A 22,405-nucleotide genomic window follows, 5' to 3' on the forward strand; every position below is an offset into this window, starting at 1 on the left:
GATCTTTCTGCATTCTGGTCGATTCGGGATCCTGATCTATGGTCCCGGACACTAGACATGCTGACGGCCTGCACCTGCAACCGGTGCGTGCCGACTCCCTTGAACAGGTTGAACCTCAGAGCGCCGGTGAGTTCACCGTTCGCCCAATCAGCCTTACTCGCCCTGAACTCGGCGACCAAACCGTAAAGGTGCCCGCTGAGCCGCGTGCCGTGCGGGCCTGGGTGCGATACCCCGCAATCGCAGCTCAGGTGCACGGCCGAGCACGCTTCAGCTGCCCGCAGGCCCATGGGCACCGAGGATCCGCCACCTCAGACGAAGTTGCGATCACGAGCATTGACGAGGCTTGGCACGCAGCCGCTCGTGGATCTGATTATCGCTCAGCTGGCACAGATCGGCGCCGAGTTCGTCTTGTCCTTGTCGCAGCCCGCCGGCCCCTTCAGCGCTATCGCGCTCGGGTCGATCGACGGCCACCACTTGCGTCTGGACTTCCTGATAGAACCGGCGACTTCCTTGTGTGCCGTACGCCTGTTTGACGCGCGCAAGAACGACAGCCCTGCCCCGCAAGTCGCCGCTCCAACCTTCGAGGAAGCGATCGAGAAGGACGCCTGGGCTGAGGCCATCGAAGCTCTCACCCTAGAAGCTCCCTGACGCTCAGCGGGCACCGCGACACGGGGTCATCGGAGCTATCAACCAGGTCCGCCACGACCGCTACCAGCTCCGTCTCGACGAGAGGCTCGCTGAGTCCGCCGAGGTCGACGTCGTCATTACGAACGGCGAACTTCGCTCACCGAAGCGGTCGGACGGCTCCTAAAGCCTCGCCGAGAACGCCCTGCCGGGTCACGCCGGTTGCGCTTTCTTTTCCGGCCAGGACTGAGCCGATCGCGCAAACTGTTGATCGATTTGCAATAAGTGTGCGCATTTATCACTAGTGTGCACTACTGTTGGGATATCAGCTGACGCCGGTTCAACCACACCACTCAAGGAGCACAACATGCCCGCGAATTACCAGATGACCAAGACCCCCATCTACGCGAAGATCGAAATCTGGCTGCGAGAAGAAGCTACGCATCGCGGCCCCGGTGCCCTCATGCCGACCGTCGCTGAAGTCTGTGACGTCTTCAACGTCAGTGGTGTCCAGACCGTCCGCAGCGGCTACGCACCTCTCATCGCAGATGGAACCGTCGAGCGCCTGAACGCGCCTCGTCGCTGGGCCGTCACCAACACCGTCGAGCAGAAAGCACGAGACGCCGTGGATCCGCGTGCCAGTCTCGCCGAGATCCAGGAGAAGGTCAGCGAGCTGCAAACCCTGCTGGACGCTCTTCGTCGCCAGCTGTAGGAGTCCCGCACACCATCGACAAAGCCCCGCCGAGCCATAGCTCAGGCGGGGCTTTGTCGTGCCCGATCAATCCTGGGTGGCGATCTCCAACGGATACGGGGCACTGATTCGTAGTTCAAATGCAACTCGGAAAGTCGCCGTCCTGCGTCACAGAAGACGATGAAGGACTCTGAGTTCATCAGCTTCGGAATTCGCGGCAACATCTTCTTCAAGTCTGAGTTGTAGTCAGCTCACGCGCGCCGCACCTGTTCGCCACGCAGCGGTGCCACTCCTCGCGGTCCGTTGCCGGCGTATGGACGATATGCCGTGCGCGGTCGCGCTGCCGCTAGACCAAGGTCACGAGGTTGCAGGACGGGCAACGCCAGTACGGCGTACCAGCGGTGCCGGCGATGTGCATAGGAATTAGGCAGTGCTCGCAGTTGGGTGGTGCTCCGAGGTCGTCCGTGGGCATAGCGGCACCGTACCCCTGCTGCGCGGGTGGCGCTCTGGGAAATGCCTGCACATTTCGTTTCGCAACAGAATTTCGTATTTCGTTTGCGTACTGCGTACTGCGTACTGCGTACTGCGTACTGCGTACTGCGTACTGATGTTGCGTTACGACCTTGAGCACCCCTGAGATCACCGACGCGCGCACCTGCGGGTTCCTCGGCTGCGAGGGGCCCATCGAGACAACGCCTGGTGCCGGGAGGCCCGCCAGCTATTGCACCGACCCCGCGCACAACCGCGCCGCCGCATGGCGCGCTCGTCGCGCGGAGGCCGACATGGCGGACCAAACAGTCGAAGAGGCCAAGCTGCCCGTCGATGCCGCACGTCAGCGTGCCAGCGCATTGCATGCTCAGGTCCCTGGGATGTTCGAGCACATGCAACAGCAGCTCGCTGCCCGAGTCGGCGAAATGCGCACGGTGGCGGATCCCGATGCAGCCGAAGCGCAGATCGAAGCCATCACCTCCGACGCTGCCGAGCAGGTCACGTCCGCCGCAGCCCGAGCCAACCGGGCCGAGGTCGCCACACGCAAGGCCGAGGCCGAGCGCGCTGAAGCAGACGCAGCAGGTGAGGAATCCGCTGCTCTGGCTGACGAACTCCGCGCCGTCATCGCTGAACTGAAGCAGCGCGCGGGAACTCTGGAGGGCGACCTCGCGGTCGCGAGTGAAACCTACGAGCGAGCCGCTGCGGAGATCGCTGTCCTGGCGGACCAGGTCGCCGCCCTGAGCGACAAGAACGTCAGTTTGAACACTCAGCTCACTGAAGCTCGAGATCTCGTCACAGAGGCCGCCGCAGCCAGGGAAGAGGCTCTGGCAACCGCGCGGAACGCGCGAGTTCACGCGGACGCCGAGTCGACACGAGCCGAGCGAGCCGAGACGGATGCAGCTCGCATCCGCGACGTGCTCGAAGGTGTTCGCATGGAGCGCGAGGCGGCGCGGACAGAAGCGCTGGTCCTCAGCGGACGCTTGGCCACCGCCATCAGCGAACGTGACGGCGCCATGGCAGAGGCCGTGCGCGAACATTCATACGCCGACCAGCGTGTCACCGACGTCCGGGACTCTCTTGAGCAGCAGCTCACCCAAGTGCGCGCAGACCTGGACTTGTCACGCGCTAGGGAACGCTAACGGCGCACCGGCACTGACGACACCTGGACCCACTAACCCGCACGGGTCCTGGGCGGATGTACTCGTTATCCTGTATCGGGTGAACAGCATGCGTGACCTATCAACAATCTCGCTCGGCGATTTGCTCGCGCTGCGCGGTGCCATCAGTGCGGAACTCAAAGCACGCGGCCACACAAGGACTGCAACCTCCACAGAGGGCGAGTTGATGGAGCGGATCGTTGCTGACGCCTACGAGGGAGTGTTGGCTCCCCCGACGAGCAAGTCGGTTGATGTTCTACTGCCGGACGAACGAACGATTCAGGTGAAGGTGCGATCGCTGCCACGTGGAGACACTCGCTTCTGGCAGTTCGCGGACTTCGAGTTTGACCTCGCGGTCGTTGTGTCAATGGACCGGGACACCGCCGAAATTCTATTCGCTCGAGAACTGACACGAGCCGAATTAGAGGCGAACGCTGTCATCGCTGCCAGCGGTGGGTATCGGCTACGGATGGGGAAGGCTCGTTCGCTCGGCATAGACGCCACAGATCGACTGAAAACGGCCTACGCGGCGCTTCGATGAGGGCACGAGGAGTGTTGAATCCAGAGAAATCTGTTTGACGCCCGCTGAGCTCAGGCAGTTTGCGTGCTGCGCCAGCAGCAGGGCTGGGCATGAGTAAGCCACCCAAGGCCGCCGCTGTCAGATTCAAAGAGAATTTCACGCAGAGCTAAGCTGAGGAATCGGTCACGATCGTCGGATTGCGACCCGAGCTTCAAAAACGGATGGGGTTTCGTCGATGTCGACTTGCAACAATTGTGGCGCACACGGAACTATCCGATCCCACCTCATCCCGCGGGCGTTCTGCGTAGAGGTCCAAGATGGTCCTACGCACGCAGCGGGGGTTACCAACGCGCACACGTTCGAGAAGACTCAATCCGGGCTCATCGATAGAACCATTCTTTGCCACAAATGTGACGGGGTTCTCGGAGACTACGAAAACTATGCCCTGAAGTTCTTTCGCAAGTTTCGTGAGGAAACGCCGCGCAAGGTCGGTGAGCTGGTCCCGGTTCCAGATGCAGATATCCCAAAACTGTTGCGTTTCTGCGCTGGCATTCTCTACAAGTATTCGCTCACTACACCCGAACACGGTCGCATTCGGCTCGGAGCTTACCAACATGCACTTCGGGAATTTTTATACAACGAGCAAAGAGGTATTCCGCTTGGCTTAGGGCTCTTCGTCTTGCGACCGATGCGGTTCGACGGCGATCAAGGGGTGTGGGCTTATCGCGCCCCCAAAGACGATCGCCAGGAGGGCCTGAACCTGTACCGCATGATGATGGGAGGGGTCATTCTTTTTGTTTATCTGGACAAGCAGATCGCGCAGCGAAAACCAGAGGCGCCCAATTTCGTCTCTGCTGATTCCAGTCTCTTCTCAATTGCCACGGTAAGCGCTTTCGACTTCGAGGAGTACACAAAACCTCAGGAGTTAGCGTTTGAGGAGGGAAAACTCTCAGATTATCTTGACGCTTTGGAAGACAAAAAACTCAAAACGAATCAGTAACCGCACGACTTTTCGGCGCGGAGTTTACAGGAATTTCGAGCTGCCAACGCGTCTTACACTCCCTTCGCAAGACTTGTCGGTTCACGGCTGTGGAACGAGATAGCACTCTCATGGAACAGTGCAGCGGGAAGCGCACCATAAAACAAGCGGAATGTTGAGTAAGCGCAGCAGTTCCGGGAACTGACAGCCGGCAATCCGGTACGCCGAGGGCGTGCCCTTTAGTGCCGACGGTCTGGGGTCACGACTTCGCTGCAAGAGCCGCAAGGTGTCGAGCCGAATCGACGAAAGTGCACTGCGAGAGGCGATAGCTTGCTTGCAAGAGCCCCTTGAAGAGCCAATCCTCCGACGTGTGGAAAGAGGAAAATGACGTGCGTTCAACATTCTCCGAAATTCAACTTCGCGAAGCGCTGTCGGCAGCGCACATGCACCCAGACGACACCGCACTACTACTTCGCTACGCCCCAGCAGCGCTAACCCACCGCTGTTGGCGCAATAGCGTGATTGAAGACTGGCACGCGGGTCCCCAGTCGCGGATTAGCGACGCCGACATGATGCGCGCGGCCGTTGCGACAACCCGCATCTTCCATCAGGCGCTCACAGACGCGTTGAGCCCCACTCTGGCCCAAACAGGGCCGTACTCAGCTGACAGCTTCGACCCCGAGGATCTGTCGCAAGCGTTTTCCGACGCGTTCGACATAGCAGGCAAGGGCCAAGCACGGTTGGTGACAAAACGAATTAGGTGATCACGCAGTGGTTTCACGGCCGACGATTGCCCGCATTGAACGTGGCGACGATGTCTCCACGGCAACGCTAGCCAAGGTGACTACCGCGCTGGGTCTGGTGATTTCTATCGAAGAGGCTTAGCGATCGTCGTCGAGAGTGCGCCGTACTGTGTCTGCCGCGCACTCGCTCGCGTGAGGGGTGGCCTATTGAAAAGCCCCTGTGTCTTTGAGCGACTTTCAGCAAGTCGGATCTGTCCTGCCTGACCGAGTGGCATAGCAGAGCGCCCCGGCTGCACCCTTTGACTTCTGTCACTTCGGGTAGGCGCCCACGCTGCCGGTGTCTGCGTTCACCCAGAAGTCGTCCAACGACCTCGGATTTCGAACCCAGTCTCGTCGGTAGGCTTCCGTAACCTCAATCTCACCGATGTGCACAAGCAACCCAGCAATCAGTTCTGCCCCTGCCCAGCGAAACTCGATGCCAAGCGTCTGATTTTCTCGGCTTCGGAAGCCTTCGGGATTACGTGCTTTCTCAATGTAGAAAGCCACCCACTGTAAGCAATCTGCCTCAAAGATGTGCATGAAGTGCAGGAGGTCGACGTCGCCCTCGGCTTCAGAAAGCTATTGCAAGTGTGATTTCAACGCAGCAGTTTTTCGGGCGAGGGCTTCCACCGTTTGCGGCTTGGAGCTCATTTCTGGAGATCCGCTGTTGCCGTCTTTCCACACGGATAAAGGAAACGGCACCCATCCATCGGGCAATGCCAGCGGAAGCTCCTTCGACGTCACCTGCTGCCGGACATCGAACGCAATTGACTCAACAAAGGCGTGCCGAATGCCGGACATCATCGTTTCGAACCGGTCTCCGGATCCTACCTTGCGAGGGGCGAGGTAGCTGAGGACAGATACTGCATCGTGGATAACGGCGGCCCGGAGAAACTTGATCAACGGTTCTCGCCGGGAGGATTCGGCGCGTTCGACAAAATAGTCAACAAGGAAGAGCGCGATCAGCGTGGTTAGCGGTAGCCCGATCGTTCCCGAGATAACGCCAGCGGTAAGCGGGTGGGCCGACATCCATTCCGGTAAGAGGTAGTCAAGGAATACCGCGCCAGCCACACCGGTCACTGAAAGTGCCATGAGACAAACGACAAGCCAAACGCCTAGTTTCTTGATACCTACCCCTTTTGAGAAAAATGAAAATCTGACAATTGTTCGGCAGCGTCTCTCTCGGCCGTGAGCACCGATCACAGCTGAAATCGGAGGCTCTACCTGAATGACTCTTAGAGAACCCGAAGACGTGAACTGATTCTCGGCGTGAGGCATTGACAATGAGACTGGTTCCGGACAAGAAGCTGTAAAAACACCTCTACCGCCCCATTGTAGGGATAGATGCGCTAAAGCTCGTCGAACTCCAGACCAGTAGCAGAAGGGCGCGATCACCGCGCTTGACTGCGTGTCATGACCCTTCCCCGCAGGCTGACCGGGTGACCGACAAACAACCGAACGAGCGAGTCATCGCCCAGCGTCTGCTCTCATTCGGCAAGCGTGTCGATCAGCAGGCTGGTCGCTGGGGCGATCAGCAGATCGCCCCTCCGCGAGCCGATTCGGTGGAGTTGAGCGCAGGTGCAGGTGCAGGTGCAGGCGCGTAACGTTCCAAGACAGACACCGCACCCCACACGTGAACCGCGACCCAATCTCACACGCAGCACCTTGACGAACATCCTTGGGCAAATGCCATCGGTAGCGCGTCCGCACTACCGCGATCTCGGTTGGGCATCCCCCCGCCAAAAAAGGTTTCCCTTGCGAGGTGAGCCGCTGAGTGCATGCGTTCGTTAACACACCGCTATCCGTGCGATTCTGCCGTCGGAGTCTTCGAAGCGACCGTTCAACAAACGGTCGTTTCTAGGAACAGTGAGTCGATTGTGGACACGTGGGCAAACCGCCGCGATCACCGTTCAATATCCCGTTCAAGAACCGTTAGGTTGGAGAGTGCTTCCTGAACAGGTTTTTTGAACGAAAGGACTCCGCATTGGCATTCGTTGGACTCGTGCGCGTGAGCACGAAGGGTCAGGAGACAGCGCGGCAGCACGACGCGCTCGATCCGATCTGCGTGAAGGTGTTCGAGGAAAAGGTCAGCGGCAAGCTCTCTGTAGCCAACCGTCCCGGCCTCACTGCGGCGCTCGACTACCTGCGGCCAGGTGACATGCTCACAGTCCAAGAAGTAGACCGGCTCGGTCGCAACCTCATGGAGGGGCTCATCGTGCTCACAGACCTGTTTGAGCGCGGAGTGTCAGTGAAAGCGTTGGAGGGGATAGCTGTCGGCGAGCACACCGAGCGTTCTCTCATTCTTGACCTCGCGCTAGCGCTTGCAGAGGACCGCCGGCGCGACATCAGCAGGAAGACCAAGAACGGCCTCGATGCCGCTCGCAAGCGCGGCAAGGTCGGCGGGCGTCCCCGAGTGATCGACGACGACAAACGCGCGGTCATCCTCGCGCGGCGAGAGAAGGGCGAGTCCATCCGCGTCATCGCGCGAGTGCTCAACGTGTCGGTCGGATCAGTACACGCCGTGCTCACCGCGGAGGCCGCGACGACTGAGGCGGTCGCATCGTGATCGCATACCCGACCGGACACGAGCCCGACCTCTGGGTTCCAAACCCTGGCCAAGGCAGCCACAGATTTGCTCTGGGCAACGTGGCCCGTGCAACGCCCAAGAGTTCCCCGCTTATAGCGATCTGCATGAACCCTTCTCACGCCCGTGAGGACCAGTCCGACAAGACGATCAACAGGCTCATTAAGGCGAGTGAAGACCACGGCTACGCGGGGTGGATCATGTTAAATCTCTATCCAGAGCGTTCCCCCAAGCCGAGCGCACTCTCCGTTTTCAACCCAGCGCTCTCAGCCGCTAATGTGATCGCCATAACTCAAGTTCTCACGCGATTTGGTGTGACCGAGGTCCTAGGCGCGTGGGGGAACCTTCCCCACGCCACGCTTCGGCAGGCGAAGCTCACGGTTCTACCGATTTTGGCCGGGCTCGGCGTGCGGGTCTTCACCCTGGACCTGCCGACGAAGGACGGAAACCCTCGACATCCGAACCCGCAGGGCAGCTACCTGCCGATGCTCGGCCCCAAGGCATACCTGACATAGGGAGTGACCGTGACTCGATGCTAGACAACCAGGAATACCGCACCTGCGCGGCATGCGGGGCCGATTGCCCGCCCGAGCCGTTCGAGACCGAAGGTGGTTTCCGGATCGCGTTCGTGTGCGCGAAGCACGGCCTACACAGCGTTGTGGACCCATTCGAAGGCGAACGTTAGTCGATGGTTGGCGCGTCGCAGTGGGTCGTGCACCCGATCCTTCACACGCACGACGTTCGCTGGCTGGCTGCCCGCTACATGGAGTCCACACCGTCGTTGACCCGCTCGGGAGTAGATGAAGTCTCCGCGCACGCTGAGGCCCGATAGGTTGTGACAATGAGTTCTTGGGGGTCGCTGTCCAGAGCAGCCGCACTGGCGGCCTGCTTGGCACTACTGCTGACCGGCTGTGGCGCGTCAGAGGCACCAGAAGCAGCAGCTCCAGTACCCACGCCGACCGTGACAGTCACCGTCACGCCGTCTCCAGGACCAACTCCGCCCCCAGACCCGATCTCGTGTGAAACCGCGTTCGCGGGCGATCTACTCGTGCAGTTTGAAAATGACGGCCTCACATTTCGCGGCGCCGAACAGATGGAAGCCGTCGACACTTTGGTTGGCGAGGATGGCCTGCGGTGCCGCTGGGGAGCACCTCAGACAGACCTCATCGCCGACTACGCGAATTGGTCACGTGACGATGCAGGGTGGGAGTCGTTGAAGTTGGATCTCTTGGCCGCTGGATACGTTGAATCTGGGCCGACGGCAGTCCGATTCCCGTCGTTGGACTACACGTCGGCATATACCTACCGCGACGGCATGGTTCACTACACCTCGCCGGCTCAGTTCATCGGGTGGGTATCTGCTCTGCAGTAGGAAGATGGCTAGGTTCAAGCCACAACCTGAACCAGCTCGGATCGTGGCCTCCGACAGACAAACTCGCTTGACCTTGTCTGCCCGAGCACGGACATGTCTGACTTCACCGGAACCCACCAGAGCTGACAGCGGGCTGGCTGCGCATCCAAGCTTTCGAACGAAATGGGCTATCAGCATCGTCTGATCATGCGCCCGCACGCCGCGCCTACCATCGAGTTCATTACTGATTAATGAAGAGCTAACTCCGCAAGAATAACGTCGTCAGCCACTGCAACCACCGACAGCGACGCGCCTCGATCGGGCTTGTTCCTCGTATAGCCTTCGAGATGCGATACTCATCACAGATCGCAAAGATTTGTCTCGCCGCTTCACCGGTGCCTATTCCCCGGCGTCGAGACAAAATGAGCGCTCGATATCATTCAAAGAGGCCCTTTTAGGGCATCTTTGCAGTTCAATCGCCGTTGGCGGAAAAAATACTGGGGGAACATGATTTTCTACGCCACGCACGCAGACTCTTGGTTTGACACATGGGTGACTAATCAGGGCGGAATCTGGCAGTCCATTTCTGCGATATTCACAGTAGCCGCGGTCCTAATCGCAATCTGGGCGACTTTCCGCGTGCTCGAAGAAGAACGGAAATCTCGGCTGAAGGACGAGCTGCGGGCAGTTCGCGAGTCGCTGTCAAATCTGATCTCCACTCACGGCGCTATGGAAGGTGCGCTATACCCGTTCTGGAAGCGCGACGCGGCTGAATGGCCGGAGCGTGCGTTTCCTTACGGCGGTTCGCTTAACCCCTTCGCGGATCCGGGAGTGCAACAGGAAGGGCGGGTCAACGAGACTGCTTATCGGATCATGGGTGCGGGCCAAGTCCTCAACGCATCCATCCGTGGGGCGCGCTCTATGGGTAGTAGCGTCTGGGACCGGGCCGAGATCGATCGACTAACGCAATGGATCAACACCTACGCGAATCGAGCGTGGAAGCTCCCGTACTTCCTTCTCGTGCCCGATCGCGACGATTCAAATCCTTGGACTGGGTACCGCTTGGCCGACGAATCATCAATGCATGGCGGCTCCGGCGAGTACGTGAAACTCGTGGCACAGCAGTTCGCAAGCGGGAAGCACCCAGGACTCGCGCCGGAAGGTCCCCCGGGGGCGGAAACTGTGGCGGGCTTCTATGACTCTGCCGAGCTGATACTCATCCAAGCAGTCTCCGCTTTCCTGGATCTCGGCGATGCTGCGGCTGAAGATCGTCGCGCGCTGCGCCGGAGGCGTCCGAAGTCCTTTCTGCGCGACGATAACTCCGGAGACGATGTGCTCGCGGTCGATGTCACTGCGCATCAAGTTGAGTACCCCTCCGAAACGCTCCGTTTCAAGATTCATGGTGGGAAGAGATACGAAGCGGAAACATACGCGGAAATCCTGAATGAGATCTGGACGGGCTACTCGTCCTCCACAGATAATGAGCCGTTGGCCCTAGGCCGCCGTCAGGATGCTGCCGCGCGGCTTGCTTCCAAAACCAACCGCGACAGACTCCAGGCTCTCGTCGGGCGCGGGATCGAACCGACTGCCGAGGAACGAGAGATCCTGCTCTACTCAACGTTCTCCGTTCCGGATCAGTTCCGCGGCGACCAGCCGTTTGTATGGGCTCTCAAGGACATTCAACTCGTACTCGTGGATGACTTATATGACCCGGAGTGTTATGAGCTGGGCGCCGACGTGCCGAGTCGCCCCTCTGGACAGGTGCGATTCCTCAAGGCGCAGACGGAACGGGCGCTGCTCGAGTCGATCGGCGAATTCGTCTCGTCACGCTGATGCGAGGAGGGTGTTTGCTGGCGGCTCAACGGCAGCGAGCCCGGAGCCAAGAATAGTCTCGTGCGGTTACTAGCCAAGTGACGGACATGCCCGATCTGTTGGATCCTAGCGCTCTACGCCTAGCCGATGACGAAGTCATACGACCTTCTACTGATGCTGATTCGTGCTCCCAATGAATTTACCCGCCGGGGCGTATCCTCCTAGTGGACCCGGCGTTCGCGGTCACCGAAAACCCCCGTCGTGACATTGTGCGCAGCACAAAGCTGGGCTTAGAAGCAGCATGCAAACGAGTCGGATCCGCGGACGGCCGTCTGTCGAGGACGAGGATAGACGACTTTTGCTCACTACCCTCCATCCGGAGTCCGAGGAGTCCATCCGCAGGATCGCGACCGCCATCGTATCCTGACCGGTTCTAATCGGTCCAGTAACTCCAGCAGCGCGTACGCCCATGGGCTGTCGATAGAGCACCAATTCTTAGAGTATTCAGACCCATCCCTCAACTTTGCAGTGTCTTCGGATACCGCGGTCAGGTGGCTAAGAGAGCTGGTCTTCATAGCGGCATCAAGCGTGGGGCTGACTGCGCTCGTGTCACCGATGGCCAGTCCGGGCAGCAGGTCACCCCCGTCGCCAGCGAGGCTCGTCGCAGCCGTAGCAAACTTGGCTCGCAGCTCGTTGGCCCACTGCAACCACCACGGGGGCGCCGCAACACCATGCGCCGTTTCGGTAGTGAATAACAGGGCGACCGCGGCATCACCGGACTCAGTCATGCGCAGCGTGCCGCGCACCTGGAGGATTGACCCGATTTCTGGTTCGGTTCCTCCCCTGGCTGCTTCGGTGAACACCACGACCGGGCTCGACACGTGCGCGGTCGTGCCGCGGCTGTCGATCTGGGTCAGGGTGGCCTTGTACCGTACCCGTCCCGAGGTTCCGCTGCCGATGAAGGCTTTGGCTGCAACCGGAACCGACCAGATAGTGAGTGTCGCGGTGACCGGCGCGTGCGACCCGGCGGCATCGCGCACCTCGGGCGGCAGCCGAACCGGCGCCCACGCGGCGACGGCGGTGGCTGCGAGCGCCGCGCCGGCGCAGCAGAGCAGCACGCTGGCGCACACTGTCTGCCAGCGCCTGGATCTCGGCGCTGTCGGCCACTCGATGCGCCGCGCCATTCGGCCGATCATCAGTATGCCGATACAGCCGCCGGCTACCAGCCACAGCGTCACAGCGACGGCGCCGGCCCCGTCGGGCGCGCCGATCAGCAGGCCGGCGGTCAGCCACACGGCCAGTGCCGGCAACGCAAGCCGCAGATCGAGGCTCATACCGTGATGAAGTCTTTGAGCGCCTCGAAGGTTTTATCGCCGATCCCGGCGACGTCACGCAGCCCGTCGATGCTCGTAAACCGGCCGTTCTTCGTGCGATAGTCCAGGATGCGCTGGGCCATGGTCGGGCCGATCCGAGGCAGGGAGTCCAGGTCGGCTACGGTGGCCGTATTGAGGTTGACCTTGGGCGCTTTCGCGTTAGCTCCCCCAGTGCCGCCGACCGCCGATCCGCCGACCGCCGCGGGGAGTTCCGGTGGCACTTCGCCCTGCCGGGGTACATAGAACTGCTCGCCATCACTGAGGAGGCGCGCCAGATTCACGCCTGCAGGATCGGCCTCCGCCGTCAAACCACCGGCAGCAGCAATCGCGTCCATGACCCGATCGCCGTCAGATAGTTGAAACAGCCCGGGCCGTGCGATAGCTCCGAGAACGTGCACAAAGATGGTGACATCGGCGGCGGCCGCAATCGCCTGGCCGGGCGCGGCGCTCGCACCCGCACCTGCGTCGAACGGTTCTAATGTCGCGCTGCTGCCCGAGGCGATCGACGCTTCGGACCCGACCGTGCGCTGCCCGGCCTGCTGGCCGACGGCGGACACGATGACGGCGACAACGAGGGCGAGCAGTAGCAGCACGACGGCCGCTCCGACGCCGACCCGGAGTCGGGGACGACCCCGAGAAGCCGGAGCAAGGCGGTCGAGATCGAGCGGGGAACGATCGGGCTGCATGCTCGCACGCTAGGCCGGGCACAGCATCCGCCAGCCGCACACTGCCCTATCTGTGGATGCCTCCAGCAGGAGCAGACCTGTGGAGAAGACCCCGGCCGATCGCGCGCGATCGACCGGGACTGCTCATTCGTGCAGCGCTACGGGCGTGTGACGAACGAGACGAGCTTGGGCACGCGAACGATCACCTTGATGATCTCGCGATCACCGATCGAACGGATGACCGCAGCAGCGTCCCGCGCCATTTTTTCGAGGTCTTCGCTGGAGATTTTCGGCGAAACTTCGAGCAGGGTACGCATCTTTCCGTCGACCTGCACGACCGCCGTCACGGACTCCTGCACGAGCAGGGTCTGCTCGGCCTTGCGCCACGGCACGAGAGCGATGCACGGCTCGTAGCCGAGGTGCTGCCACATGTCTTCAGCCGCGTAGGGGGCGAAAAGGTTCAGCGCCATGGCGGTGGCCTCGGCGGCTTCACGCACTGCGGCATCCCCTGACCCGGCACCGGTGTCGATGACCTTGCGGGTGGCGTTGACGAGCTCCATCAGGCGTGCCACGACGACATTGAACTTGAACGACTCCACCAGGCCGGGCGCATCCGCGAGGAAGCGGTGGGTGACGCGGCGCAGGGTGACGTCACCGGTCTTCCACTCCACGTCGGGCGCGCTGGTTACGTCGCGTGCGACGCGCCAGGCGCGGGCGAGGAACTTGGCCGAGCCGACCGGGGACACGTCAGCCCAGTCGATGTCGTCTTCGGGCGGGCCGGCGAAGGCCATTGTGAGGCGTACGGCGTCGACACCGTGGCGTTCGACTTCCTCGGTGAAGTAGACGAGGTTGCCGCGGCTTTTGCTCATCTTGGCACCGTCGAGAATGACCATGCCCTGATTGAGCAACGCGGTAAAGGGCTCGGTGAAGCTCACGTAGCCTTCGTCGAACAGGAACTTCGTGATGAAGCGCGCATAGAGCAGGTGCAGGATGGCGTGCTCGACACCGCCGACGTACTGGTCGACGGGTGCCCATTTCTCGGCCTCCTTCGGGTCGAAGGCTTTGGTGTCATCACTCGGGTTCAAAAACCGCAGGAAGTACCAGGAGCTGTCGACGAAGGTATCCAGGGTGTCAGCGTCGCGTGTCGCCGGAGTGCCGTCGATCGGGTTCGGCACATTGACCCAGTCGGTCGCTCCGCCCAGGGGCGAAGTTCCCCTCGGCTTCAGATCGAGCCCCTCTGCGGGCGGCAGCAACACCGGCAGCTGATCTTCAGGCACCGGAATCTCGGCGCCGTCGGCGCCGTGGATGATGGGGATTGGAGCGCCCCAGTAACGCTGGCGTGAGACGAGCCAGTCGCGCAGGCGATAGTTCTTCGCGGAGCGGCCGAGCCCGTCGTTGGTCAGTTGCTCGATGATGCGCTTGATGGCGGTGATCTTGCTCAGGCCGTTGAGGAGGCCCGAATTGATCAGGCGGCCCTCGCCCGCCAGCGCGATGCCGGTGCTGAGGGGGTCGAGTTCTGGCAGCTCTTCGGTGCCGTCGAGCATGCCCTGGGTGATCACCGGGATCATGCCGGTGGCCGGAGAGTTGGTGTCGACGACGACCCGCACGGGCAGGTTGAAGGCGCGGGCGAAGTCGAGGTCGCGCTGGTCGTGGGCCGGCACGGCCATGATCGCGCCGGTGCCGTAGTCGGCGAGCACATAGTCGGCGGCCCAGACGGGCAGGCGTTCGCCGTTGACCGGATTGATCGCGTAGCGACCGAGGAACACGCCGGTTTTGGGCCGATCGGTGGCCTGACGCTCGATCTCCGTGCTGCGCTGCACCTGTAGGAGGTAGTCCTGGAACGTCTCCTGCACGTCAAGCGTGGCCTCGGCGACGAGTTCGGCGGCGAGGTCAGAATCTGGCGCCACGACCATGAAGGTGGCGCCGAAAAGCGTGTCGGGGCGGGTCGTGAACACGGTGACGCGCTCCGTGCGGCCCTCGATAGCGAAGTCGACATCCGCTCCGATGGAGCGTCCGATCCAGTTGCGCTGCATGTTGAGCACCTTGGCCGGCCAGGTGCCCTCGAGCTGGTTCAAATCATCCAGCAGGCGGTCGGCGTAGTCGGTGATCCTGAAGTACCACTGGGTGAGCTTCTTCTTCACGACGACGGCGCCGCTGCGGTCGCTCGTGCCGTCGGCCAGTACCTGTTCGTTGGCAAGCACGGTCTGGTCGATCGGGTCCCAGTTGACCCAGCTGTCTTTACGGTAGGCGAGCCCCTTCTTGTGCAGCTGCAGGAACAGCCACTGGGTCCACTTGTAATATTCGGGGTCGCTCGTGTGCAGTTCGCGGTCCCAGTCAAAGCTGGTCGCGTAGAGCTTCATGCTCTTCTTCTGCTGGGCGATGTTGTCGTAGGTCCAACCGCGCGGGTCGATGCCCCGCTTGATGGCGGCGTTCTCGGCTGGCAGTCCGAAGGAGTCCCAGCCGATTGGGTGCAGCACGTTGAAGCCCTGGTGGCGCCAGTAGCGGGCGACGACATCGCCGAGCGCGTACACCTCGGCGTGACCCATGTGCAGGTCGCCGGAGGGGTAGGGGAACATATCGAGCACGTACTTGCGCGGGCGGGTATCGCCCTCGGCGCTCGTCTTGAACGGGGCGAGTTCCTCCCAGATGGGTTGCCACTTCGCCTGGATCGCCGCGAAGTCGTACACTTCTTCGTCGCTCTCGTCGCGCGCGTCAATGCGTACGCTGTCATGCTCGTGTGCCACGTGACTCTCATTCATTGCAGGGGTTGTACATGATCGATGCGGGAGCATTCGCTCGGGCGCACGCGCGATGAAGCGCACGTGTGCAGGGTCTAGATTACTAGGGCGCGGTGATGCCGAGGCTCGCCAGCAGTGCGGCCGCCTTGATCCGGGTCTCTTCGATCTCTTCGGCGGCGATCGAGAGGGCGGTGATTCCGCCACCCGTTCCGATACTGGCTCCCTCGAAATCGAGCACGATGCTGCGGATGACGATGGCCAGGTCGGCCACGCCGCCGTGCCCGATATAGCCGAATGCCCCGGAATAGACGCCTCGCGGCCCCCGTTCGAGCGCGTCGAGAATGGTCATCGCGCTCTGCTTCGGGGCACCCGTCATGGAACCGGCCGGAAAACACGACTCGATGGCGTCGACCACCGTAATACCCGGTGACAGAAGCGCCTCAATGGTGCTGACCAGCTGGTGCACGTGCGGGTAGCTCTCCACCGCCAGCAGGCTGGAGACTGCTACGGTGCCGAGCTCGGCGATTCGTCCGAGGTCGTTGCGCATGAGATCGACGATCATCAGGTTTTCGGCGCGCTCTTTGTCGCTGCGGGCGAGTTCCACTTTCAGCCGTTCATCTTCGGCCGCCTCGATCGAGCGTGGCCGGGTGCCCTTGATCGGTTTGGTCCGGATGCGTCGATCCCGGCTCACGTGCAGAAACTGCTCTGGGCTCGCGCTCAGCAGCGCCACGTCACCAAAACGCAGCAAACCGCCGTGGTGGCTGGGGCTGCCAGCTCGCAGCCGGCCGTAGGTTTCGACCGGGTGCCACTCGCCCGGCACCCGAATCTCATTGGTCAGGCACAGTTGGTACGCGTCGCCGTTGCCGATGAAAGCCAGGCAGGTCTCGATCAGGGCGTCATAGTCGGTGGGGCTGTGACGCCACTTTGGGGCAGCGGATGCCCGCGGCGAGGGAGCGCGGGTCGGCGCGGGTGTGACGCGGTTCACCGTCTGGGTCGCCGGTAGCGCCGCGATGACCTGGTCGAACCAGTCGGCGACGGACGCTCCTGTCTCGCCTGCACTCGCTCGTGCCACGAGCGTCACCGTACGATCACCGTGGTCGAACCGGATCATGCGGTCTATTTCAAGCAGCGCGGCATCGGGGTACCGTGACTCGTGCATGGGCGTCCCAACGGTGTTCGCGCCCAGTTCGTAGCCGAGCCAGCCGACCCAACCAAGCTCAAACCCATCTTGACGCGAGGCAGCGCCTACAGGGGCGCTATCGCCGGTGAGGTCGCGACGCAGAAACTCGAAGACGGTCTCGCGTGTATTCACCGGAGGCGGGGCGTCCTGCGGATAAACGTATGTGCTGGTGACCGTTCCCTCCATCACCGAGGCCGTGACGAAACGGGACCGGGGCGACGCGGCCCCGAGGTAGCTGACGCCGGTGCGCGCCCCCGGTCCGGCATCGAGCCAGAAAGAATACCGGTCGGAAGCATAAAGCGCCGTAAAAACCGCGGCAGGGTCGAACCAACCGGCCAGGAGCTTGCTCTGCACGGTGCCGGTCACCACAACAGCCTAGCTTTTCGACGCGGTGTGGGCCGGGACGACCTTGTTGAATCGCTCGCGGCACGTAGGCTGGGCACAATGAATGACATCCTCACGTGGATTCTCGACACCGTCTCCGGCGTCGACCCGGTCATTCGAACGCTTCTGGCCGGTGTGGGCATGCTGTTGGAGACCTCGGTGCTGGTGGGGCTGGTCGCACCCGGCGACACTATTGTGATCGTTGCCAGCACTGCGGTAGCCAGCCCGGTGGAATTCGTCACCCTGGTTCTGGCCGTGATCGTGGGAGCCCTGGCCGGAGAGAGCATCGGTTTTGCCCTCGGGCACCACTTCGGCCCATTCATCAGGAGCAGCAGGCTGGGCCGGCGCATCGGCGAGCACAACTGGGCTCGCGCTGAGACCTACCTCGACCGGCGCGGAGGGTTGGCCGTTTTCATTTCCCGCTTTCTGCCGGTATTGCACTCGCTGATCCCGCTCACCGTAGGAATGAGCCGTATGCGGTACGGCACCTTCATGGCCTGGACCGTACCCGCCTGCATCATTTGGTCCCTCGCCTACGTGAGCGTCGGATCGGCTGCGGCGGACGGCTACCGCGAGCTGAGTGGGCGCCTGCACTTCGCCGGCTACCTCTTCGTCGGCGTGATCGCCCTGTTCACACTCGCGGTCTTCCTCATCAAGAAGTGGCTGCACCGCCGCGAACTGCGCCACATGGACTGATTACGGTGTGCCCTCCGGCACGGGCCGGCAGCGTTACCCTCGCGGTCACGAGTTCGTCGGGCACCGGGGTATGCGAGATGAGCAGCACTGCGCGGTGCGCATCGGCCGCGGCCGTCAGGATGTCGCGCACGAGGGCATCCGCCCCGGCACTGTCGACATTGGCGGTGGGCTCGTCGACGATCAGCACCGGAAAATCGGCGAGCAGGGCCCGCGCCAGGGCGATACGCTGCGCCTGACCGCCGGAGACCAGTGCACCACGCTCGCCCACCCGGGCGTCGAGCCCGCCGCGTGTGCGGGACCACTCGGCTAGTCCGACGCGCGCCAGCACGGCCTCGAGCTCGGCATCGGTGGCGGTATCGCGGGCGAACAGCAAATTCTGGCGGATGCTGTCGTCAAATAACCACGGGCGCTGCTCGCACAGTCCGACCATGCGTCTCACCTCGGACTGGGCGAGCAGTCGCGCCTCAACCCCGTTCAATCGATACGAACCGGTGTAGTCGAGAAAGCGCACTAGGGTTTGGGCGAGGGTGGTCTTGCCGGCGCCGCTCGGCCCGGCCAGGTGAACGCGATCGCCCGGCGCCAACCGCAGGGTGACGCCGGCCACGCCGGGTTCGTGCTGCTTTGGCCAGCGCGCACCGAGATCGGCCAGTTCCAGAACGACCGGGCCGCTGGCCCGATCGGAGGCACAAAGCGTCAGCGGGTCGACTTCATCGACGGGAATCTCCCCCGGTACCGCGGCCGGAACGATGTCGGCGACCCGGGTGGCACTCACCCGCACCTGCCGCCAGGCCGAGCCTGCGAGGGGAATCATTCCGAATACCTCGAACACGGCCATCGGTACGAGCACGGCCACGATGACGGTCGGGCCGAGCAGCACGGGGCTGAGTAGGCCACCGCCGCTGTCGAGGGCGGGGACACCAAAGTAGAGCGCCCCGAGCGTTGCCGCGCCGGCGAACAGCGCTACCACCGCCGACTGAACGCCGATCCCGACCGATCGGCGCAGGGTGGCCTGTCGGAGGCGCGCGTCGGTACGCGCCAGCTGTTCGAGGCGCGGATTGAGAGCGTCGAAGGCGGTGAGGATGTCGAGGTTTTCGATGATCTCGAGCACCTCGTCGGCGAGAGCCCCGCGCAGGGGTGCGAGTTCACGATCGGCACGTGCGGAAAGTGTGCCGGAGAAGAGGGTTCCGAGTATCCCGGCCAGCAGCAGGCAGACCAGCAGCGTGAGTCCGGCAGCCGGAACGATCAGCCAAATACCGACCACACTGAGCAGGGCGGTTGTTCCCGCTACCAGTAGCGGTTGCACGACGCGCAACGGCAGGTCCTGAAGATCGTCGACATCCCGCACGAGGCGGGTGAGCAGATCACCACGCCCGGTGCTGGCGAGCCCGGCCGGGGCGATGGGCACGATGCGTCGAAACATGCCGAGGCGCAGTTCGGCGAGCTGCCGGAAGGCGGCATCGTGGCTGGACACCCGTTCCAGATAGCGAAACACGGAGCGAAAAATAGCGAAGGCGCGAACCCCGACGACGGCCAATCCCAGAACCGCGAGGGACGGCATTTCGGCCGCGACCGTGATCAGCCAGGCGGAGCAGGCCAAGAGCGCCACCGCCATGACGGCGCTGCCGATGCCGGCCAGCAGACCGGGAACGAACCAGCGTGGGCGAGGCTGGGCGAGGCGCAACACGTCGCGGGTATGCGGGTGGAGCGTGGCCTCAGACATGAGTCAGCTCCTGCAGTTCGATCACGTTGTCGGCGGCGGCGGCGACAGCAGCGCGGTGGCTGACGACGATCACCACGCGCCCTTGGTCGGCCAGGTGTCGGAGTCCGACGAGCAGACCGGCCTCGGCGTCGGAGTCGAGCGCCGAACTCGGTTCGTCCAGGATCAGCACGTGGCAATCGGTCGCGAGGGCCCGGTAGATGGCTCGCGCTGCGGCGATACGTTGGGCCTGCCCGCCCGAGAGGCCTTCACCGTTGACCCCGAGGACCGTAGCCGGTGACACCTCGGCGGCGCCGGCCCAGCGTAGTGACTGCACGACCAGCCTGTGGTCGGGGCCGGTGGAATCAACGGATGCTGCGCCGAGCGCCACATTGTCGGCCACTGTCCCACGGAACAGGCCCGGGCGTTGGCCGGCCCAGGCCAGCCAGCCGCGCGTCGAGCCGGCCGAAACTGTCACACCATCGAGGGTGAGGGTACCGGTAAAAGGGACAAAACCGAGCAGGGCTGCGACGAGGGTCGACTTGCCGACTCCGCTCACTCCGCGCAGCACGCTGAGTTGTCCGGGGGCAAATTCCGCGTGCAGGTGGTCGATCACGAGGGTGTCGCCACGCCGAACGGAGACTCCGTTTAGCACCAGGGTGCCCGAACCGAGTTGCACCGTGTGGGCGACGGCATCCGCTTGCGAGATTTCCGGCGTCGTCTCGTCGTCGAGAATGGCGAACAATTCTTCGGCGGCGGCGAGCCCATCGGATGCGGCATGGAATTGCGCTCCGACCTGGCGCACCGGCAGAAAAACCTCTGGGGCGAGCAGCAGAACGAACAGGCCGACGCCGAGCAGCAGGGCACCGTCGATGAGCCGTAGGCCGATCGACACGGCGATGATCGCGACTGAGAGGCTAGCGGCGAGTTCGAGTACGAAACCGCTGAGGAACGAGACGCGCAGCACCTTCATGGTGCGGGTGCGGTATTCCTCGGTGATCGACCTGATTCGATCGAACTGCCGTCGTTCGCGGCCGTAAATCTTCAGGGTTCCCAGGCCCCCGACCACGTCGAGAAACCCGGTCGACAACCGCTGCAGGGCCTGCCACTGCTCCTGCTGCACCGACTGGGTGACCCGGCCGATGAGAATCATGAAAATAGGAATCAGCGGGATCACGACAATGACGATGAGCCCGCTGATGAGGTCTTGCGAGAGGATGACCGCGATCAGGATGGGGGTGGCGATCATGGTGAGCAACAGTTGGGGCAGGTACCGGGCGAAATAGTTGTCGAGCGCGTCCAGTCCGGTCGTCACGACCGTCGAGAGTCGTGCGCTCTGCCGGGATGCGACCCAGTCGGGGCCGCGCTCGGCGAGCTGGGCAATGACTTTGGCGCGCAGCTGGCTCTTGACCATAGCGGCGCCACGGTTGGCCGCAACTTCGAGCAGCCAGATGAGCGCCGAGCGCAGCACGACGACTCCGGCGAGGGCGGCGAGGGTCGGCGCGATAGTACGAAGGGGCTCCCCCGCGACGGTGAACGTGATCGCTCGGGTCAGCAGCCACGCGAACGCGATGACGACGAGCGTTTGCGCCAGGCCCAGCAGCGCGCCGACCAGAAGAAACCGACGCGCGGCGTGGGCGTAGCGAAGAAGACGAGGATCCAGGGGACGCACTGTTTTAGTGTACGGCGAGGTCGATGTGCGCCCGGCCGATGCGCTTACGGAACACCCAGTAGGTCCAGCCCTGATAGAGCAGAATGACGGGCATACCAATCAGGGCGGTCCAGCTGATCACACCGAGCGTGTACGTCGACGAGGAGGCGTTTGCGATCGTCAGGCTATTGGCCGGGTTGTTGCTGGCCGGCATGACCTCGGGAAACAACGATGAGAACAGGGTCAGCACGAGAAGACCGATCGTGCCGGCCATCAGGGCGAACGCGAGCCGTTCGGCGCCGCGCAGGTTGGCCAGGAACGATGCGATCAGCAGGGCAGCGGCCAGGGCGGCCAGCAGAGCGGATGCCACGGTGCCGTAGGCGAGCGTCGTCCAGGCTAGGAAAGTGGCCGCGGCGAAGATCGTCACGATTCCAGCTTTCGTCGCCAGCTTGCGGGCCCGCAGTCGAATGTCTCCCTCGGTTTTGAGCGACACGAACACCACCCCGTGCACGAAGAACAATAGCAGCGTCGTGATGCCGCCGAGCAGGGCATATGGGTTGAGCAGGTCGAAGAGGGTACCGATGTAGTCGTGGTTGGCATTGAGCTTCACGCCGCGCACGATGTTGGCAAACGCCACACCCCAGAGAAACGCCGGAACGGCCGAACCGACGATGATCAGGCCGTCGAACCATTTCTTCCACGATGATTCCGGGCGCTGGTGCCGATATTCGAATGACACACCACGCAGGATCAGGGCCACCAGAATGAGCAGCAGGGGCAGGTAGAAGCCGCTGAACATTGTTGCGTACCACTCCGGGAACGCCGCGAAGAGCGACGCCCCGGCCACAATGACCCAGGTTTCGTTGAGGTCCCAGACTGGACCGATGGTGTTGATGAGAACGCGGCGATCGGTGTCGTCTTTACCGAGAAAGGGCAGGGACATACCGACCCCGAAGTCGAAGCCATCGAGTACGAAGTACCCGATGAACATGAAAGCGATGATCCAAAACCAAAGAATTGTAAGATCCATTGT

The 22,405-nt window shown here is 62.5% G+C and carries 22 protein-coding genes; 12 read left to right on the plus strand and 10 right to left on the minus strand.

The annotated features are described in order from the left end of the window. The first annotated feature begins 360 nt into the window (after nt 1–360). On the plus strand, nt 361–648 hold the full coding sequence (locus E3T38_RS01220; RefSeq protein WP_134545638.1) for a hypothetical protein: 288 nt from the start codon (nt 361–363) through the stop codon (nt 646–648). Between the two features lie 343 nt (nt 649–991). Then, nucleotides 992–1,336 carry a hypothetical protein gene (locus E3T38_RS01225; protein WP_134545639.1) on the plus strand — a complete coding sequence of 115 codons (345 nt, stop codon included), beginning with the start codon at nt 992–994 and terminating at the stop codon, nt 1,334–1,336. Between the two features lie 41 nt (nt 1,337–1,377). On the opposite strand, the gene E3T38_RS17390 is transcribed toward E3T38_RS01225, so the two are convergent. Continuing rightward, nucleotides 1,378–1,539, minus strand: coding sequence for a type ISP restriction/modification enzyme (locus E3T38_RS17390; protein WP_370448970.1), 162 nt, complete (start codon nt 1,537–1,539; stop codon nt 1,378–1,380). 558 nt (nt 1,540–2,097) lie between these two features. Here E3T38_RS17390 and E3T38_RS01230 point away from each other — a divergent pair. The 5 genes from E3T38_RS01230 (at nt 2,098) to E3T38_RS17325 (ending at nt 5,345) form a co-directional block, all read left to right on the plus strand. Next, the gene (locus tag E3T38_RS01230; RefSeq protein ID WP_134545640.1) at nt 2,098–2,943 is read left to right on the plus strand and encodes a hypothetical protein; all 846 of its coding nucleotides are present in this window, start codon (nt 2,098–2,100) and stop codon (nt 2,941–2,943) included. An 88-nt stretch (nt 2,944–3,031) separates the two neighbouring features. Next, nucleotides 3,032–3,502 carry a hypothetical protein gene (locus E3T38_RS01235; protein WP_134545641.1) on the plus strand — a complete coding sequence of 157 codons (471 nt, stop codon included), beginning with the start codon at nt 3,032–3,034 and terminating at the stop codon, nt 3,500–3,502. 214 nt (nt 3,503–3,716) lie between these two features. Then, the gene (locus E3T38_RS01240; RefSeq protein WP_134545642.1) at nt 3,717–4,481 is read left to right on the plus strand and encodes a hypothetical protein; all 765 of its coding nucleotides are present in this window, start codon (nt 3,717–3,719) and stop codon (nt 4,479–4,481) included. 326 nt (nt 4,482–4,807) lie between these two features. Continuing rightward, a complete protein-coding gene (locus E3T38_RS01245) occupies nt 4,808–5,224 on the plus strand; it encodes a hypothetical protein (RefSeq protein WP_134545643.1) in 417 nt (138 codons plus the stop codon). Nucleotides 5,225–5,231: 7 nt separating this feature from the next. Further along, on the plus strand, nt 5,232–5,345 hold the full coding sequence (locus E3T38_RS17325) for a hypothetical protein (protein ID WP_304560376.1): 114 nt from the start codon (nt 5,232–5,234) through the stop codon (nt 5,343–5,345). A gap of 167 nt (nt 5,346–5,512) precedes the next feature. On the opposite strand, the gene E3T38_RS16555 is transcribed toward E3T38_RS17325, so the two are convergent. Beyond that, nucleotides 5,513–5,782, minus strand: a complete 270-nt coding sequence (locus tag E3T38_RS16555) for a hypothetical protein (RefSeq protein WP_166805374.1) — start codon at nt 5,780–5,782, stop codon at nt 5,513–5,515. A 39-nt stretch (nt 5,783–5,821) separates the two neighbouring features. After that, complete coding sequence (locus E3T38_RS01250) at nt 5,822–6,334, minus strand: hypothetical protein (RefSeq protein WP_134545644.1); 513 nt, start codon at nt 6,332–6,334, stop codon at nt 5,822–5,824. Nucleotides 6,335–7,226: 892 nt separating this feature from the next. Here E3T38_RS01250 and E3T38_RS01255 point away from each other — a divergent pair. From E3T38_RS01255 to E3T38_RS01270, 4 genes are all read left to right on the plus strand, one after another. Then, a complete protein-coding gene (locus E3T38_RS01255) occupies nt 7,227–7,808 on the plus strand; it encodes a recombinase family protein (RefSeq protein ID WP_134545645.1) in 582 nt (193 codons plus the stop codon). A gap of 80 nt (nt 7,809–7,888) precedes the next feature. Then, a complete protein-coding gene (locus E3T38_RS01260) occupies nt 7,889–8,341 on the plus strand; it encodes a DUF1643 domain-containing protein (protein ID WP_241984248.1) in 453 nt (150 codons plus the stop codon). A 326-nt stretch (nt 8,342–8,667) separates the two neighbouring features. Next, nucleotides 8,668–9,198 carry a hypothetical protein gene (locus tag E3T38_RS01265; protein WP_134545647.1) on the plus strand — a complete coding sequence of 177 codons (531 nt, stop codon included), beginning with the start codon at nt 8,668–8,670 and terminating at the stop codon, nt 9,196–9,198. Nucleotides 9,199–9,816: 618 nt separating this feature from the next. Next, entirely contained in the window at nt 9,817–11,010 is a 1,194-nt protein-coding gene (locus E3T38_RS01270; protein ID WP_134545648.1) for a hypothetical protein, read from the plus strand. 344 nt (nt 11,011–11,354) lie between these two features. Here the strand turns inward: E3T38_RS01270 and E3T38_RS01275 are convergent, their stop codons facing one another. The 4 genes from E3T38_RS01275 to E3T38_RS01290 form a co-directional block, all read right to left on the minus strand. Next, nucleotides 11,355–12,323 carry a DUF4131 domain-containing protein gene (locus tag E3T38_RS01275; protein WP_134545649.1) on the minus strand — a complete coding sequence of 323 codons (969 nt, stop codon included), beginning with the start codon at nt 12,321–12,323 and terminating at the stop codon, nt 11,355–11,357. Then, nucleotides 12,320–13,048 (minus strand): helix-hairpin-helix domain-containing protein, encoded by a 729-nt coding sequence (locus E3T38_RS01280; protein WP_134545650.1) that lies wholly within the window; start codon nt 13,046–13,048, stop codon nt 12,320–12,322. The genes E3T38_RS01275 and E3T38_RS01280 overlap by 4 nt, the downstream gene beginning before the upstream one ends. A gap of 137 nt (nt 13,049–13,185) precedes the next feature. Next, nucleotides 13,186–15,786, minus strand: coding sequence for a leucine--tRNA ligase (gene leuS / locus E3T38_RS01285; protein WP_134545651.1), 2,601 nt, complete (start codon nt 15,784–15,786; stop codon nt 13,186–13,188). Between the two features lie 82 nt (nt 15,787–15,868). After that, nucleotides 15,869–17,311: an anthranilate synthase component I family protein gene (locus tag E3T38_RS01290; RefSeq protein ID WP_134545652.1), complete on the minus strand. Its 1,443-nt coding sequence runs from the start codon at nt 17,309–17,311 to the stop codon at nt 15,869–15,871. 78 nt (nt 17,312–17,389) lie between these two features. Here E3T38_RS01290 and E3T38_RS01295 point away from each other — a divergent pair, with 78 nt between their 5' ends. Further along, entirely contained in the window at nt 17,390–18,025 is a 636-nt protein-coding gene (locus E3T38_RS01295; RefSeq protein ID WP_104196224.1) for a DedA family protein, read from the plus strand. Here the strand turns inward: E3T38_RS01295 and cydC are convergent. The 3 genes from cydC to cydB are packed head-to-tail and all read right to left on the minus strand — an operon-like array spanning nt 17,982 to nt 22,402. Further along, nucleotides 17,982–19,745 carry a thiol reductant ABC exporter subunit CydC gene (gene cydC / locus E3T38_RS01300; protein ID WP_134545653.1) on the minus strand — a complete coding sequence of 588 codons (1,764 nt, stop codon included), beginning with the start codon at nt 19,743–19,745 and terminating at the stop codon, nt 17,982–17,984. The two genes, E3T38_RS01295 and cydC, sit on opposite strands and share 44 nt — an antisense overlap. Beyond that, nucleotides 19,738–21,393, minus strand: a complete 1,656-nt coding sequence (gene cydD / locus E3T38_RS01305; RefSeq protein ID WP_134545654.1) for a thiol reductant ABC exporter subunit CydD — start codon at nt 21,391–21,393, stop codon at nt 19,738–19,740. Before cydD ends, cydC begins: the two co-directional genes overlap by 8 nt. 4 nt (nt 21,394–21,397) lie before the next feature. Further along, nucleotides 21,398–22,402 (minus strand): cytochrome d ubiquinol oxidase subunit II, encoded by a 1,005-nt coding sequence (cydB, locus tag E3T38_RS01310; protein ID WP_134545655.1) that lies wholly within the window; start codon nt 22,400–22,402, stop codon nt 21,398–21,400. Nucleotides 22,403–22,405: the final 3 nt, after the last annotated feature.

The sequence above is a fragment of the Cryobacterium sp. Hb1 genome (genome assembly GCF_004403585.1).
Taxonomy (GTDB): domain Bacteria; phylum Actinomycetota; class Actinomycetes; order Actinomycetales; family Microbacteriaceae; genus Cryobacterium; species Cryobacterium lyxosi.

Bases quoted from the DNA above. Each gene is read 5' to 3' on its own strand.
- E3T38_RS01225 (WP_134545639.1), top strand. From the start codon at position 992: ATGCCCGCGAATTACCAGATGACCAAGACCCCCATCTACGCGAAGATC.
- E3T38_RS17390 (WP_370448970.1), bottom strand. From the start codon at position 1,539: ATGTTGCCGCGAATTCCGAAGCTGATGAACTCAGAGTCCTTCATCGTC.
- E3T38_RS01230 (WP_134545640.1), top strand. From the start codon at position 2,098: ATGGCGGACCAAACAGTCGAAGAGGCCAAGCTGCCCGTCGATGCCGCA.
- E3T38_RS01235 (WP_134545641.1), top strand. From the start codon at position 3,032: ATGCGTGACCTATCAACAATCTCGCTCGGCGATTTGCTCGCGCTGCGC.
- E3T38_RS01240 (WP_134545642.1), top strand. From the start codon at position 3,717: ATGTCGACTTGCAACAATTGTGGCGCACACGGAACTATCCGATCCCAC.
- E3T38_RS16555 (WP_166805374.1), bottom strand. From the start codon at position 5,782: ATGCACATCTTTGAGGCAGATTGCTTACAGTGGGTGGCTTTCTACATT.
- E3T38_RS01250 (WP_134545644.1), bottom strand. From the start codon at position 6,334: ATGGCACTTTCAGTGACCGGTGTGGCTGGCGCGGTATTCCTTGACTAC.
- E3T38_RS01265 (WP_134545647.1), top strand. From the start codon at position 8,668: ATGAGTTCTTGGGGGTCGCTGTCCAGAGCAGCCGCACTGGCGGCCTGC.
- E3T38_RS01275 (WP_134545649.1), bottom strand. From the start codon at position 12,323: ATGAGCCTCGATCTGCGGCTTGCGTTGCCGGCACTGGCCGTGTGGCTG.
- E3T38_RS01280 (WP_134545650.1), bottom strand. From the start codon at position 13,048: ATGCAGCCCGATCGTTCCCCGCTCGATCTCGACCGCCTTGCTCCGGCT.
- leuS (WP_134545651.1), bottom strand. From the start codon at position 15,786: ATGAATGAGAGTCACGTGGCACACGAGCATGACAGCGTACGCATTGAC.
- E3T38_RS01295 (WP_104196224.1), top strand. From the start codon at position 17,390: ATGAATGACATCCTCACGTGGATTCTCGACACCGTCTCCGGCGTCGAC.
- cydC (WP_134545653.1), bottom strand. From the start codon at position 19,745: ATGTCTGAGGCCACGCTCCACCCGCATACCCGCGACGTGTTGCGCCTC.
- cydB (WP_134545655.1), bottom strand. From the start codon at position 22,402: ATGGATCTTACAATTCTTTGGTTTTGGATCATCGCTTTCATGTTCATC.